This is a genomic window from Paracoccus sp. SSJ (assembly GCF_030234105.1).
Classification (GTDB): Bacteria; Pseudomonadota; Alphaproteobacteria; order Rhodobacterales; family Rhodobacteraceae; genus Paracoccus; species Paracoccus denitrificans.
This window is the reverse complement of sequence record NZ_JASSPE010000027.1, coordinates 1-14,217: the sequence shown is the minus strand read 5'-3', so window position 1 is coordinate 14,217 and position 14,217 is coordinate 1. Positions and strand designations below refer to the sequence as shown.

Annotated in this window: 12 protein-coding genes; 11 read left to right on the top strand and 1 reads right to left on the bottom strand. The window is 66.6% G+C overall.

Annotated features, from left to right (window positions below; all coding sequences use genetic code 11):
- Positions 1-109 precede the first annotated feature (109 nt).
- The 8 genes from QPR87_RS20740 to QPR87_RS20705 all read left to right on the top strand — a co-directional run bounded on the left by QPR87_RS20740 (position 110) and on the right by QPR87_RS20705 (position 11,281).
- Positions 110-769 (top strand): alpha/beta hydrolase, encoded by a 660-nt coding sequence (locus QPR87_RS20740; RefSeq protein ID WP_011749233.1) that lies wholly within the window; start codon positions 110-112, stop codon positions 767-769.
- Positions 770-806: 37 nt separating this feature from the next.
- Positions 807-1,931: an HD domain-containing protein gene (locus QPR87_RS20735; RefSeq protein ID WP_285051180.1), complete on the top strand. Its 1,125-nt coding sequence runs from the start codon at positions 807-809 to the stop codon at positions 1,929-1,931.
- 119 nt (positions 1,932-2,050) lie between these two features.
- The gene (locus QPR87_RS20730) at positions 2,051-3,265 is read left to right on the top strand and encodes an NADP-dependent isocitrate dehydrogenase (protein ID WP_285051179.1); all 1,215 of its coding nucleotides are present in this window, start codon (positions 2,051-2,053) and stop codon (positions 3,263-3,265) included.
- Positions 3,266-3,509: 244 nt separating this feature from the next.
- Complete coding sequence (gene purQ, locus QPR87_RS20725; RefSeq protein ID WP_285051178.1) at positions 3,510-4,178, top strand: phosphoribosylformylglycinamidine synthase subunit PurQ; 669 nt, start codon at positions 3,510-3,512, stop codon at positions 4,176-4,178.
- Between the two features lie 66 nt (positions 4,179-4,244).
- Positions 4,245-6,038, top strand: coding sequence for a sensor histidine kinase (locus QPR87_RS20720; protein WP_011749237.1), 1,794 nt, complete (start codon positions 4,245-4,247; stop codon positions 6,036-6,038).
- A 19-nt stretch (positions 6,039-6,057) separates the two neighbouring features.
- Positions 6,058-7,383 carry a sigma-54-dependent transcriptional regulator gene (locus QPR87_RS20715; RefSeq protein ID WP_011749238.1) on the top strand — a complete coding sequence of 442 codons (1,326 nt, stop codon included), beginning with the start codon at positions 6,058-6,060 and terminating at the stop codon, positions 7,381-7,383.
- Between the two features lie 450 nt (positions 7,384-7,833).
- Complete coding sequence (locus QPR87_RS20710; protein WP_285051177.1) at positions 7,834-10,461, top strand: ribonuclease E/G; 2,628 nt, start codon at positions 7,834-7,836, stop codon at positions 10,459-10,461.
- A 76-nt stretch (positions 10,462-10,537) separates the two neighbouring features.
- Complete coding sequence (locus tag QPR87_RS20705) at positions 10,538-11,281, top strand: cytochrome c biogenesis CcdA family protein (RefSeq protein ID WP_058098977.1); 744 nt, start codon at positions 10,538-10,540, stop codon at positions 11,279-11,281.
- Here the strand turns inward: QPR87_RS20705 and QPR87_RS20700 are convergent.
- Entirely contained in the window at positions 11,278-12,078 is an 801-nt protein-coding gene (locus QPR87_RS20700) for an enoyl-CoA hydratase (protein ID WP_011749241.1), read from the bottom strand. The genes QPR87_RS20705 and QPR87_RS20700 overlap by 4 nt on opposite strands.
- 84 nt (positions 12,079-12,162) lie before the next feature.
- Between QPR87_RS20700 and QPR87_RS20695 the strand changes: the two genes are divergently transcribed.
- The 3 genes from QPR87_RS20695 to rpsI all read left to right on the top strand — a co-directional run bounded on the left by QPR87_RS20695 (position 12,163) and on the right by rpsI (position 13,683).
- Positions 12,163-12,585: a PaaI family thioesterase gene (locus tag QPR87_RS20695; RefSeq protein ID WP_011749242.1), complete on the top strand. Its 423-nt coding sequence runs from the start codon at positions 12,163-12,165 to the stop codon at positions 12,583-12,585.
- A gap of 150 nt (positions 12,586-12,735) precedes the next feature.
- Positions 12,736-13,200, top strand: coding sequence for a 50S ribosomal protein L13 (gene rplM / locus QPR87_RS20690; RefSeq protein ID WP_011749243.1), 465 nt, complete (start codon positions 12,736-12,738; stop codon positions 13,198-13,200).
- Between the two features lie 3 nt (positions 13,201-13,203).
- A complete protein-coding gene (rpsI, locus tag QPR87_RS20685; protein WP_011749244.1) occupies positions 13,204-13,683 on the top strand; it encodes a 30S ribosomal protein S9 in 480 nt (159 codons plus the stop codon).
- The last annotated feature ends 534 nt before the right edge of the window (positions 13,684-14,217 follow it).

The following is a 14,217-nucleotide window of genomic DNA, read 5'->3' as shown; positions in this document are numbered from 1 at the left end:
CCGGCGCCGTCCTTGAATGCGTCTTGTCTATGTCGCGCGCGCTTCCCAGATTGACGATCTAGAGCCGCGCCGTCACAGGGTCAAGGAACCCGAGTTTCAAAGGAAGCCCATGCCCGAACTGATTTTCCCCGGTCCCGAAGGTCGTCTGGAAGGCCGCTATCACGCGCAAGCCGCCCCCGACGCCCCCATCGCCATCATCCTGCACCCGCATCCGCAATACGGCGGGACGATGAACAACCGGGTCGTCTATAACCTGCACTATGCCTTTCACCGCATGGGCTTTACCGTCATGCGGTTCAACTTCCGCGGCGTCGGCCGCAGCCAGGGCGAATTCGACCAGGGCATCGGCGAGCTGTCGGATGCCGCCTCGGCGCTGGACTATCTGCAAGCGATGAACCCCAACAGCAAGCATTGCTGGGTGGCGGGCTTCAGCTTCGGTGCCTGGATCGGCATGCAACTGCTGATGCGCCGGCCCGAGATCACCGGCTTCATCTCGGTCGCGCCGCCGGCGAACATGTATGATTTCTCGTTCCTTGCGCCCTGCCCGTCCTCGGGGCTGATCATCAACGGCACCGCCGACCGCGTGGCGCCGCCCAAGGACACCCATGCGCTGGTCGCCAAGCTGCGCGAGCAGAAGGGCATCACCATCACCCATGAGGAAATCGAGGGGGCGGACCACTTCTTCCGCGACGACGAGGTCCACATGAAGCCGATGATCGACACGGTGCAGGCCTATGTGCGCCGCCGCCTGACCGAGAACACCCGCTAGGAAACGGGGCCGGTGCCGCCGGCCCCAGACATTCGACATGACCGACCTGACCCTGCGCTTTGCCTTCCTGACCGAGGCCGACCGGCTGAAATCCGTCGAGCGGGCGAATGTGCTGATGGACCTGTCGCGGCCGGAAAACAGCGCCGAGCACAGCTGGCACGTCGCGCTTTACGCGCTGGTCTTCGGCGCCTCGGACCGTGCCATCGCGATGCTGCTGCTGCACGATCTGGTCGAGATCGACTGCGGCGACCATCCGATCCACCTGGTCCATGACACGGCTGCCGTGCAGGCGGCCGAGGACGCCGCCGCGCGCCGGCTGTTCGGCATGTTGCCCGGCGGCGAGGCGCTGCTGGCGCTGTGGCGGGAGTTCGAGGCCAGCGAAAGCCCGGACGCCCGCATCGCCAAGCGCATGGACCACGTCCAGCCGCTGTTCCAGGTGCTTTGCGCGCCCCGGCCCCTGGCCGATCATGTCGGAATCGTCCGCGACAACATGACATCGGGCCGTGCCCGGCGGCTGTGGGCGGAATGGCCCGAGGCGATGGAGGCGGCGCAGGCCCTGCTGGAGGGCCGCGCGCCCTGCGGCGAACTGGCGCAGCGCCTGGCCTTTCTGGCCGAGGCCGACCGGCTGAAATCGGTGCTGCGCGCCAGCCTGCTGTGCGACGGCTCGCGGCGCGAAAACAGCGCCGAGCACAGCTGGCACCTGGCGCTTTACGCGCTGGTCATGGCGGCCCATGCCGGGCCGGGGGTGGAGATCGGCCGGGTGATCCGCATGCTGCTGCTGCACGACCTGGTCGAGATCGACACCGGCGACGTGCCGATCCATGCGCAGAACGGCGCCGCCCATCACGGTGCCGCGCAGTTGCAGGCCGAGGCCGAGGCGGCGGAACGGATCTTCGGGCTGCTGCCCAAGGCCCAGAGGGCTGAATTGCGCGCGCTCTGGACCGAGTTCGAGGCGAACGAGACCCCCGACGCGGTCTTCGCCAAGTCGCTCGACCGGGCGCAGCCGGTGATGCAGAACATCGCCTCGGGCGGCGGCACCTGGGTCGAATACCGGGTGAGCTACGAGCAACTGGTCGAGCGCGTGGGCCTGCGCATCGAGCGCGGGGCGCCGACGCTGTGGACCTGGCTCAGCGAAAGCGCGCGGGTCTATTTCCGCGGCTGATCCCGAAGGGCGGCGGGGTGTGGGGCGGCAATCGGTATGCAATCGCATACCGGGCTTTCCTTTCGCGGCGAATGCGGCTATAGCGCGGCCGAGCCGAATCCTAATCGAAGGGACCACCCATGTCGAAGATCAAGGTAGAGAACCCCGTCGTCGAACTCGACGGCGACGAGATGACCCGGATCATCTGGGATTTCATCAAGAAGAAGCTGATCCTTCCCTATCTGGACCTCGACCTGAAATATTACGACCTGGGCATCGAGGAGCGCGACGCGACCTCGGACCAGATCACCGTGGACGCGGCCGAGGCGATCAAGCAATACGGCGTCGGCGTGAAATGCGCCACCATCACCCCCGACGAGGCGCGGGTCGAGGAATTCGGCCTGAAGAAGATGTGGAAATCGCCCAACGGCACCATCCGCAACATCCTGGGCGGCGTGATCTTCCGCGAGCCGATCATCTGCAAGAACGTGCCGCGCCTGGTCCCCGGCTGGACCCAGCCCATCGTCGTCGGCCGCCACGCCTTCGGCGACCAGTACAAGGCCACCGATTTCCGCTTTCCGGGCAAGGGCAAGCTGACGATCAAGTTCGTCGGCGAGGATGGCGAGACCATCGAGCACGAGGTCTATCAGGCCCCCGGCGCCGGCGTCGCCATGGCGATGTACAACCTCGACCAGTCGATCATCGACTTCGCCCGCGCCTCGATGAATTACGGGCTGAACCGCGGCTATCCGGTCTATCTCTCGACCAAGAACACCATCCTGAAAGCCTATGACGGCCGCTTCAAGGACCTGTTCCAGAAGGTCTACGAGGAAGAATTCGAGGCCGAGTTCAAGAAGAAGGGCATCCATTACGAGCATCGCCTGATCGACGACATGGTCGCCTCGGCGATGAAATGGTCGGGCGGCTATGTCTGGGCCTGCAAGAACTACGACGGCGACGTGCAGTCGGATACGGTTGCGCAGGGCTTCGGCAGCCTGGGGCTGATGACCTCGGTGCTGATGACGCCGGACGGGAGGATCGTCGAGTCCGAGGCCGCGCATGGCACGGTGACGCGCCACTATCGCGAGCACCAGAAGGGCAACCAGACCTCGACCAACTCGATCGCCTCGATCTTTGCCTGGACCGGCGGGCTGAAGCACCGCGCCAAGCTGGACGACAACGCGGCGCTGCTGAACTTTGCCCAGACGCTGGAGCGGGTCACCGTGCAGGCGGTCGAGGACGGCTTCATGACCAAGGACTTGGCGCTGCTGGTGGGCCCGGACCAGAAATGGCTGACCACCATGGGCTATCTGGAAAAGGTCGACGAATACCTGAACAAGGCGCTGGCGGGCTGATCCGCCGGACAGGGTTGCGAAGGGCCGGGGGAAACCCCGGCCCTTTTCGCTTGCGGCGCTGCCTTTGAGTGTTTGGGAAACGGCGAAACCGCCGGGTGATGCGCATCGGGGACGGGGTGCGGCGCTTGTCGCGCGTTTTTGAGTATTTGGGGAACGAAGAAGTCCGCTGGGCGGTGCAAAGCGGCTTAACACGCGATCCTGCTTGGAGTATGGGAGGCGCGAGGCATTATCCCGGAGGCCCGCCATGAAAGCTGCCGTCATCACCTTTCCCGGATCGAATTGCGACCGCGATCTGGCCGTCGCCTTGCAGCAGGCGGGTGCCGAGGTCGCGCGGGTCTGGCACAAGGACGAGGCGCTGCCGGCGGGCACCGACCTGGTCGCGGTGCCGGGCGGGTTCTCGTTCGGGGACTACCTGCGCTGCGGCGCCATCGCCGCGCATTCGCCCATCGCCGGCGCGATCAAGGCCCATGCGGCGCGCGGCGGCTATGTGCTGGGCATCTGCAACGGCTTTCAGGTGCTGACCGAGCTGAACCTGCTGCCGGGCGCGCTGATGCGCAATGCCGGGTTGCGCTTTTTGTGCCGCGAGGCGATGCTGCGGGTGGCGACCGCGGCGAGCCCCTTTACCGCGGCCTATGCCCCGGGCGAGGAGATCCGCGTGCCGGTCGCCCATCACGACGGCAATTACCAGATCGATCCCGAGGGGCTGGCGGCGCTGAAGGACCAGGACCGCATCGCCTTTACCTATGCGCCGGGCGTCAATGGTTCGGTCGAGGATATCGCCGGGGTGCTGTCCGAGAACCGCCGGGTGCTGGGCATGATGCCGCATCCCGAGCGCGCCGCCGATCCGGCGCATGGCGGCACCGATGGCGCGAGGCTGTTTGCCTCGCTGGTGCAGGAGCTTGTCGCGGCCTGACTTGAGCGGCGCCCTTTCGCGCACTAGACTGCATCGACCCCCAGTCGGGGGCGGTGCCGGAGGCTCATGCAAGAGGAAGACAATTCCATCGGGTTCCCGGAAGGCAGGGCGGGTCTGACCAGCCGCTGGGGCCTGCGCGGTGCGATCGCCGTGCTGCTGATCGTGGCTGCGGGCACGGTGTGGTTCACCAATGCCTGGCTGACGGCGCGGTTTTCCGAGACGACGCGGGTGCGCACCGAGCTGCGCTCGGCGCTTTATACCGGAAACCTTTTGTCGGAATTGCAGCGCACCTCGGTCGTGCCCTTGCTTCTGGCGCGCGATCCGGCGCTGATCTCGGCGCTGTCGGGCAACGATTTCTCGGGCACCTCGGCGCGGCTGATCTCGGCCCAGAAGGAGATCGCGGCGGCGTCGATCAAGCTCCTGGATGCCTCGGGGCGGGTCGTGGGCTCGACCGACCGTAACCTGATCGGCACCAATTACGTGCAGGAGCCGTTCTTCGTCGAGGCGCTGCGGTCCAAGGATACCGTCTTTACCGTTTCGCCCTCGCCGCAGGGGGTCTACGAGTTCACCTATTCCCGCACCGTGGTTTCGGATGGGCGCACGCTGGGCGTGGTGGTGGTGGGCGCCGACCTGACGCGGCTGGTGCGGTCCTGGGCGGGGATCTCGGATGCGATCGCGGTGACGGACAGCGCCGGGCAGATCATCCTTTCGACCGAGCCGCGCTGGCGCGGGCTGACCCTGCCCGAGGCGCTGGCGGTACGCTCGGCGCCTTCGGCCATCGCGCGGGCCTTCCAGGTCACGGCGGATTGGGCGGCGACCCCGGCCGATGCCTATGTGCAGGGCCGCGCCGTGATGCAGTCCGAAACCCGCATCCCCTTCCGCGGCTGGAAGATGATCGCCTTCACCACCTATGAATCGGTGCGCGAGCGGGTGAACGCGGTGCTGGCCATGGTCATCATGGGCTTTGCCATCCTGCTGGCGGCGGTGTTCTATCTGCTGTCGCGCCGGGCGCGGGTGGAATCGGCGGCCTGGATGCGCGAATCGGCCGACCTGCGGGCGCTGAACATGCGCCTGACCCGCGAGATCGCCGAGCGAGAGCGCATGCAGAAGGAGCTGCGCGTGGCCGAGCAGACCGTGCAGCAGTCCAGCAAGCTGGCGGCGCTGGGCGAGATGTCGGCGGGCGTCAGCCATGAGCTGAACCAGCCCCTGGCGGCGATGAAGACCTATCTGGCCGGGGCGCGGCTGCTCTTGCAGCGCGGCCGGGCCGAGGAGGCGCAGTCCAGTTTCCAGCGCATCGACGACCTGGTCGAGCGCATGGGCGCCATCACCCGGCAGCTGAAATCCTATGCCCGCAAGGGCGGCGAGGCCTTCGAGCCGGTCGACCTGCGCGCCGCGCTGTCCAGCGCGCTGGTGATGATGGAGCCGCAACTGCGGTCCCGCACCATCCGCCTGCAGCGCACCATCCCGCGCTATCCGGTCATGGTCTATTGCGACCGCATCCGGCTGGAGCAGATCATCATCAACCTGCTGCGCAACGCGGTCGATGCGATCAAGGGGGTCCGCGACCCGGCCATCGAGATCACCGTCAGCTCGGGCTCTCACGCATTCTTGTCCGTGCGCGACAACGGGCCGGGTGTATCCGACCTTGAAAATCTGTTTGAACCCTTCTTCACCACGAAGAAACCCGGAGAGGGGACCGGCCTGGGGCTGGCGATCTCATCCGGGATCGCGGCCGATTTCGGGGGGCGCCTGACGGCGCATAACGCCTTGGACGAGGGGGGCAGGGGCGCCGTATTCGAACTTGAACTGCCGTTGCACGATCCCGGCCAGAAGGCGGGGCCGCGGCTGGCGGCGGAATGATGAAAAGAGGTAAGGGCCCATGAGCCGCACTTTGAAGATAGCCGTCGTGGACGACGAACCGGACATGCGCGAATCGATCAGCCAGTGGCTGGCGCTTTCCGGCTTCGACGCCGAGACCTTCGCCACCGCCGAAGAGGCGCTGAAGGCGATCGGCGCCGACTGGCCGGGGGTGGTGATCTCGGACATCCGCATGCCCGGCATGGACGGGATGGCTTTCCTCAAGCGGCTGATGGGCATCGATTCGGGCCTGCCCGTCATCATGATCACCGGCCATGGCGACGTGCCGATGGCGGTCGAGGCGATGCGCATCGGCGCCATGGACTTCATGGAAAAGCCCTTCAACCCCGAACGGCTGACCGAGCTGGTCAAGAAGGCCACCCAGGCCCGGCGCATGACGCTGGACAACCGCGCCCTGCGCCGCGACCTGTCCGAAGGCCAGCAGGTCATGTCCAAGCTGATCGGGTCGAGCCCGGTCATGGACCGGCTGCGCGAGGACATCCTGGACCTGGGCCAGGCCGACGGCCATGTGCTGATCGACGGCGAGACCGGCACCGGCAAGACGCTGGTGGCGCACGCGCTGCATGCCGTGGGGCCGCGCGCCTCGAAGAAGTTCGTGCCGATATCCTGCGCCGCCTATAACGACGAGGTGCTGTCGGCCAAGCTGTTCGGCCCGGTCGAGAACGGGCTGCCCGCGGTCGAGGAAGCCCGCGGCGGCACGCTTTGCCTTGAGGATATCGAGGCGCTGTCCGATGCCTTGCAGGCGCGGCTCCTGGCCTTCATCGCCGAGCAGGGCAGCCCGGCCGAGACCCGGATCATCGCCATTTCCAACGCCCGCGGCGAAGGGCGCCGGGCCGAGGATTCGCTGCGTCCCGACCTGTTCTATCGCCTGACCGCGCTGAAGATCACCCTGCCGCCGCTGCGCTCGCGCGGCGAGGATATCCTGACGCTTTTCACCCGCATGACCGAGCAATTCGCCGAGGAATACGGCTGCGAGCCGCCGCAGGTGACGGCGCAGGAGGCGGCGCAGCTGTTGCAGGCGCCCTGGCCGGGCAATGTGCGCCAGCTCATCAACGTGGCCGAGCGGGCCGTGCTGCAGAACCGTCGCGGCTCGGGTTCGATCACCTCGCTGCTGATGGCGGATGGCGAGGATACGCAGGAGGCGACGACGACCGAGGGCAAGCCGCTCAAGGAATATGTCGAAAGCTTCGAAAAGATGTTGATCGACAATACGATGCGCCGCCACAAGGGCAGCATCGCCGCGGTCATGGACGAGCTTTGCCTGCCGCGCCGGACGCTGAACGAGAAGATGGCGAAATACGGGCTGAGCCGCAGCGATTACCTGTAGGCGGTCGGGGCAGGCGGCGCCCCGGGTCGGCAAATCCCGGCTCTCTGACTAAAAACAGATTGTAACGGCGCGCCCTTCCCCGCTATCTTGCCCGAGTAGGGTGGGCGCCACAACTCATGGTTGCTCGACCTCGCCAGTTTCGCAGCGCGCCAGCCAGCCGCGACACCTGAAAAGTGCCGGTGGTGCCACGCGCGGAAAATCCTGCCCATGCCCCAAGGGGCCTCTGGGCGACCGTAGATCGCCGCCCGGATCGCGCAAGCGGGACGGGCCAAGAAAGGTAAACAGACGCGATGGATCGCGCAGCGCAGCTTGATCGGGCACGGTGGCAGGGCAAAAGCCCGACCGCCGCGATTGCTGTTGGCGGTGCGGCCTTCGATGTCCTCTCATGCGGCAGCCGGACCTTGCCCCCGCTAATCTGCGGGCCGGCTCGGCTGCCCGAAAGACGGAAACATGTCAAAGAAAATGCTGATCGACGCCACGCATTCCGAGGAGACTCGGGTTGTCGTGGTCGATGGAACCAAGGTCGAGGAATTTGATTTCGAGACGGTCAACAAGCGGCAGCTTGCTGGCAACATCTATCTGGCCAAGGTAACGCGGGTCGAACCCTCGCTCCAGGCCGCTTTCGTGGATTACGGCGGCAACCGCCATGGCTTCCTGGCCTTTGCCGAGATCCACCCCGATTACTACCAGATCCCCGCCGCCGACCGTAAGGCGCTGCTGGAAGAGGAGCGCCAGGCCGCCGCGGCCGAGGCCGACGAAGGCGAGAAGCCCAAGCGCAACCCGCGCCGCCGCAAGCCGGCCAAGGCCGCCGCCGCCGAAAGCGGCGATGCCGTCCTGGTCTCGGACGAGATCGCCGGGATGACCGTGGTGGACCCCTCGGAGGGCGATGCCGCGCCGCTGGACGCCCCGCTTGCCGCTGATACGGCCGAAGCCGCGGCGCCGGCGGCGGTTGCGGACAGCGCCGAGGATGCCCCGGCCGAGGAAGCCGCCGAGGACGACGGCATCGAATCCGTCGCCGAGGAGGACATGGCCGAGGAGATCTCGGCCCCCAAGAAGCCGCGCGCCCGCCGCTACAAGATCCAGGAGGTGATCAAGGTCCGGCAGATCATGCTGGTCCAGGTCGTCAAGGAGGAACGCGGCAACAAGGGCGCCGCGCTGACCACCTATCTGTCGCTGGCCGGCCGCTATTGCGTGCTGATGCCGAACACGGCGCGCGGCGGCGGGATTTCCCGCAAGATCACCAACGCCGCCGACCGCAAGAAGCTGAAGGAGATCGCCAGCGAGCTGGAGGTGCCGGAAGGCGCCGGGCTGATCATCCGCACCGCCGGCAGCCAGCGCACCCGCACCGAGATCCGCCGCGACTACGAATACCTGATGCGGCTGTGGGAGCAGATCCGCGATCTGACCTTCAAGTCCATCGCCCCGGCGCCGATCTATGAGGAAGGCGACCTGATCAAGCGCACGATCCGCGATCTCTACAGCAAGGAGATCGACGAGGTCCTGGTCGAGGGCGAGCGCGGCTATCGCACGGCCAAGGACTTCATGAAGATGATCATGCCGTCCCACGCCAAGAACGTGAAGCACTACACCGACGCGATGCCGCTTTACGCGCGCTATCAGGTGGAAAGCTATCTTGGCGGCATGTTCAACCCGGTCGTGCAGCTGAAATCCGGCGGCTATATCGTCATCGGCGTGACCGAGGCGCTGGTCGCCATCGACGTGAACTCGGGCCGGGCCACCAAGGAAGGCTCGATCGAGGACACCGCGCTCAAGACCAACCTGGAAGCGGCCGAGGAGATCGCGCGCCAGCTGCGGCTGCGCGACCTGGCCGGGCTGATCGTCATCGACTTCATCGACATGGAGGAGCGCAAGAACAACGCCGCCGTCGAGAAGCGCTTCAAGGACAAGCTCAAGACCGACCGGGCGCGGATCCAGGTCGGCCGCATCTCGGGCTTCGGCCTGATGGAGATGTCGCGCCAGCGGCTGCGGCCGGGCATGCTGGAATCGACCACGCAGCCCTGCCCGCATTGCCATGGCACCGGGCTGATCCGCAGCGACGACAGCCTGGCGCTGACCATCCTGCGCGCCATCGAGGAAGAGGGCACCCGCAAGCGTTCGCGCGAGGTTCTGGTCAAGGCGCCGGTCGCGGTGGCCAACTTCCTGATGAACGCCAAGCGCGAGCACATCGCCAATATCGAGGCACGCTATGGGCTTTCGGTCCGGGTCGAGGCCGATCCGGCGCTGATCTCGCCCGATTACGCCATCGAGAAGTTCAAGACCGCGACCCGCAACGTGCCCGAGGTGGTTTCGCCCGTGGTTTCGGTCGATGCCCGCCTTATGGCGCAGATCGACGACGAGGAGCCGGCCGAGGAAGAGGTCGAAGAGATCGCCGACGAGCCGGTCGAGGAGGATCGCGCCGAGAGCGGGGATGGCGAGAATGGCAGCAAGCGCCGCCGTCGCCGTCGTCGTCGCCGGGGCGGCAAGAATGGCGAGGACGAAGCGCCTCATGCCGGGGACGATGCCGATGAGGTGGCCTTGGAAACCGAGGAGGCCGAGCAGCCTGCCGAGGTCGAGGTGATCCTGGAGGCGGTCGAGAGCGCGCCCGAGCCGGTGGCGGAGGAGGCCGAAAAGCCGCGCCGCCGCACCCGCACGCGCCGCCGCAAGGCGGATGAGCCGGCCGAAGCCGTGGCGGAGGCGGGGCCTGCCGAGGGCGCCCAGCCCGGAGAACCGGCCGAGACCGCCGCGGACGCGCCACAGCCTGTTGCCGAGGCGGCGCCGGCAGCCGAGGCTTCGGAGGTCGAGCAACCTGCCGAAGCGGTCGAACCCGCCGTCGAGCCGGAACCGGAGGCCGCTGCTGCGGATGTGCCGCCTGCCGACGAGGCTGCGGAGACCGTGCCGGCCGGCGAAGCCGCCGAAGCCGAGGCCGTTGCGCCCCAGTCCGAGGCCGAGACGGCCGCGGAGCCCGCGCCTGCGCCGGAGCCCGAGGCCTTGCCCGCCGCAGTCCGGGTGCCGGAGCCCGCGGCGGCGAACGAGGAACCCGCGCGTCCCAAGCGCCGCGGCTGGTGGTCCCTGGGCTGATCTGTCGCAGCCTTCCACGAAAGAGTGACGGGCGCGGGGCTTTCCCGCGCCCTTTCCTTGCGCCAAGGTGCCCGACATGTTGGGAATCGAGCTTGCAGATGCCGCCTTCCTGCCCGCCGCGACGGTCGCGCTGCTGGCCGGGATCCTGTCCTTTCTGTCGCCCTGCGTGCTGCCGATCGTGCCGCCCTATCTGGCCTACATGACCGGGGTGGGGGTCGGCGGGCTGAAATCGGGCGAGCGCAGCGCCGTGGTTCCGGCGCTGTTCTTCGTCATGGGCCTGTCCACGGTATTCCTGCTGATGGGCATGGCGGCCTCGGCCTTCGGGCGGATGTTCCTGCAATGGCAGGACCTGCTGGCGCGCGGCGCGGGCGTGGTGGTGATCCTGCTGGGCCTGCATTTCCTGCATATCATCCGCATCCCCTTTCTGGATGCCGAGGCGCGCATCGACGCGCAGGAGCGGGGCGGCAGCGCGCTGGGGGCCTATGTCCTGGGCCTGGCCTTCGCCTTTGGCTGGACGCCCTGCATCGGGCCGCAGCTCGGCATGATCCTGTCCCTGGCCGCGACCGGCGGCGCGATGGGCAAGGGCACGGCGCTGCTGGCGGTCTATGCGCTGGGGCTGGGCATCCCCTTCCTGCTGTCGGCCATCTTCATCAACCGCGCCATCGGCCTGATGAACCGCATCAAGCCGCATCTGAAGCTGATCGAGCGCGTCATGGGCGGCCTGCTGGTCGTGGTCGGCGCGGCGCTGCTGACCGGCGCGTTTCCGGCCTTCGCCTATTGGCTGCTGGAGACCTTTCCCTGGCTGGCCGCGCTGGGTTAATCCCAGTTCGGCGGACGCTTTTCCAGGAATGCCTGGATGCCCTCGGCCGTGTCGGGCAGCAGCAGGTTCTCGCAGATCACCGCGCCCGCCGTCGCATAGGCGTCCGCAAGGCCCAGGTTGCGCTGCGCGTGGAAAGCACGCTTGCCCATGCGCACGGCGGCGGGCAGCTTGGCGGCGATGCTGCGGGCCAGCGCCATCGTCTCGGCCTCCAGCGCCTCGGGCGGGGCGACGCGGTTGACCAGGCCCAGCTCGCGCGCCCGGGCGGCGTCCATGAACTCGCCCGTCACCAGCAGTTCGAAGGCGGCGCGCGGCGGAATGGCGCGGGTCAGCGCCACCATCGGCGTCGAGCAGAACAGCCCGATATTCACCCCGTTCACGCCGAAGCGCACGCCCTCGGCCGCCACGGCCATGTCGCAGCTTGCGACCAACTGGCAGCCCGCGGCGGTGGCAATGCCCTGCACCTCGGCGATGACCGGCTGGGGCAGGGCGGGCAGCTTCTGCATCATCGCGGCGCAGCGCGAGAACAGCCGCGCATAGGCGGCGCGGCCGTCGTCCTCGTCATTGCGCGCGCCCTGCATCTCGCGCAGGTCGTGGCCGGCGCAGAACGCCTTGCCGCGCGCGGCCAGAACCACGACCCGGACGCCGTCATCCGCCCCGATCTCGTCCAGCGCATCTGAGAGCGTATCGATCATCGCGGTGGACAGCGCGTTGTAGTTCATCGGGCTGTTCAGGATCAGCCTTGCGACAGGACCGTCATCCTTGCGCAGCACCAGCGGTTCGGGGTTTCCGTCCTTCATGCGATTCCTCCTGACGCCACGGCGAGGCTTGTCTTTCCCGGGCTTTGCCGGGCAGTCTAGCCGCCGTTCCGGCAGGGGGGAAGCATGGCATTGGCAATGGGCCGCGAGGCGCTGAACGAGTTTCTGGACCGGGTCTTTCCGCAGATCGCTGGACAGGTCCGGGTGGAATCGCTGGACGAGGCGCGGCTGACCGCGCGGCTGGCGGTGGACGACCAGCACCTGCGCCCGGGCGGCACGGTCAGCGGTCCGGCCATGTTCGCGCTGGCCGACGTCACGATCTACCTGGCCATCCTGGCCCGGATCGGCGAGGTGGCGCTGGCGGTGACCACCAATGCCTCGATCGACTTCATGCGCAAGCCCGAGGCCGGGCGCGACCTTCTGGCCGAATGCCGCATCCTGAAGCTGGGCCGCATCCTGGCCGTGGGCGAGGTGCTGATCCGTTCCGAAGGCGCCGAAGAGCCGGTGGCGCGCTGCTCGATGACCTATTCGATTCCGCCGAAACGCTGATCCCGGCAGGGTTTGCAGTGGGGTATCATAATACCTATTTTGCAGATAATTGATATTGCTGCGAAAATTGGCGCAATGCGCACTTGACCTGCACGCGGCTTTTTCCGATACACCTCCATCTCGAATTACAGCCCCCAAAGGGACCGACAGATGAAAACCTATACCGCGAAACCGGCGGAGATCGAGAAGAAGTGGATCCTGATCGACGCCGAGGGCGTTGTTCTGGGCCGTCTTGCCTCGATCGTGGCGATGCGCCTGCGTGGCAAGCACAAGCCGACCTTCACCCCGCACATGGACATGGGCGACAATGTCATCATCATCAACGCCGACAAGGTGCAGATGACCGGCGACAAGCGCGACGCCAAGAAATACTACTGGCACACCGGCCACCCGGGCGGCATCAAGCACCGCACCGCACGCCAGGTCCTGGAAGGCGCGCATCCCGAGCGCGTGGTGATCAAGGCCGTCGAGCGCATGATCTCGCGCAACAAGCTGGGCAAGCAGCAGATGACCAACCTGCGCGTCTATGCCGGTGCCGAGCACCCGCACGAGGCGCAACAGCCCGAAGTGCTGGACGTCAAGTCCATGAACGCCAAGAATACCCGGAGCGCGTAAGCCATGGCCGAAGACATCAAAACCCTCGACGATCTGAAATCGGTCGCGACGGCTGCCCCGGCCGCCGCCCCGGTTCGTGAGGCGCAGCGCGATTCGCTGGGCCGTTCCTATGCCACCGGCAAGCGCAAGGACGCGGTCGCCCGCGTCTGGGTCAAGCCGGGTTCGGGCAAGGTGGTCGTGAACGGCAAGGATATCGCGGAATATTTCGCCCGTCCGGTGCTGCAGATGATCCTGCGCCAGCCTTTCGAAGTGGCCGGCGTCACGGGCCAGTATGACGTCTACGCCACCGTCGCCGGCGGCGGCCTGTCGGGCCAGGCGGGTGCGGTCAAGCACGGCATCTCGAAGGCGCTGCAACTGCACGAGCCCAGCCTGCGCCCGGCGCTGAAGGCGGCCGGCTTCCTGACCCGCGATTCGCGCGTGGTCGAACGGAAGAAATACGGCAAGGCCAAGGCCCGCCGCTCGTTCCAGTTCTCGAAGCGCTAAGCTTTTCGGCGATTTCGCATCTATCCGGCGCGGCCCCTCGGGGCCGCGTTTTGCATTTCGGCAACCGACTCGCAGCCTGTTTCAGGGCGGATGGCAGGGAATCGTGCGCCTTGGGACGAATCTGCTGCCGGGTCCGGTTCGCGAACTGCGCCTTGCCTGGGCGAAGGCGGAATTATCTGCCGGAATCTGCGACAGAAAAATGACAGAAAATCATTGGCTTGGGATTTTTCTTCCGATGACGCGCATTTTTCCGCTTGCAAGCCCGGCGCCCAGCCCCTAGATACCGCTTCACCGACGCGGCGAGGCGCTGCAGCGGGTCGGACGGTTGGCGCTGAAGCGCGGGTCGCTCGAAAATTCTGGGAAGCAATGGCTTGGACTTCGCCATAAGAGTGGCGATGTTTGGGTTGTTTTCTTTCCTCTGCTTTTTGACATTGCTGTATATTTGAAGGGATATGTGGGCGGTCTGGTCGTTTTTCGACTAGGAAGCTTGTATATCGGCTCTCTAGGGCAACCGATGATGAGAGTGTCAGCTTC

Coding starts and splice junctions, on each gene's coding strand:
- QPR87_RS20740 (WP_011749233.1), top strand. CDS start 110: ATGCCCGAACTGATTTTCCCCGGTCCCGAAGGTCGTCTGGAAGGCCGC.
- QPR87_RS20735 (WP_285051180.1), top strand. CDS start 807: ATGACCGACCTGACCCTGCGCTTTGCCTTCCTGACCGAGGCCGACCGG.
- QPR87_RS20730 (WP_285051179.1), top strand. CDS start 2,051: ATGTCGAAGATCAAGGTAGAGAACCCCGTCGTCGAACTCGACGGCGAC.
- purQ (WP_285051178.1), top strand. CDS start 3,510: ATGAAAGCTGCCGTCATCACCTTTCCCGGATCGAATTGCGACCGCGAT.
- QPR87_RS20720 (WP_011749237.1), top strand. CDS start 4,245: ATGCAAGAGGAAGACAATTCCATCGGGTTCCCGGAAGGCAGGGCGGGT.
- QPR87_RS20715 (WP_011749238.1), top strand. CDS start 6,058: ATGAGCCGCACTTTGAAGATAGCCGTCGTGGACGACGAACCGGACATG.
- QPR87_RS20710 (WP_285051177.1), top strand. CDS start 7,834: ATGTCAAAGAAAATGCTGATCGACGCCACGCATTCCGAGGAGACTCGG.
- QPR87_RS20705 (WP_058098977.1), top strand. CDS start 10,538: ATGTTGGGAATCGAGCTTGCAGATGCCGCCTTCCTGCCCGCCGCGACG.
- QPR87_RS20700 (WP_011749241.1), bottom strand. CDS start 12,078: ATGAAGGACGGAAACCCCGAACCGCTGGTGCTGCGCAAGGATGACGGT.
- QPR87_RS20695 (WP_011749242.1), top strand. CDS start 12,163: ATGGCATTGGCAATGGGCCGCGAGGCGCTGAACGAGTTTCTGGACCGG.
- rplM (WP_011749243.1), top strand. CDS start 12,736: ATGAAAACCTATACCGCGAAACCGGCGGAGATCGAGAAGAAGTGGATC.
- rpsI (WP_011749244.1), top strand. CDS start 13,204: ATGGCCGAAGACATCAAAACCCTCGACGATCTGAAATCGGTCGCGACG.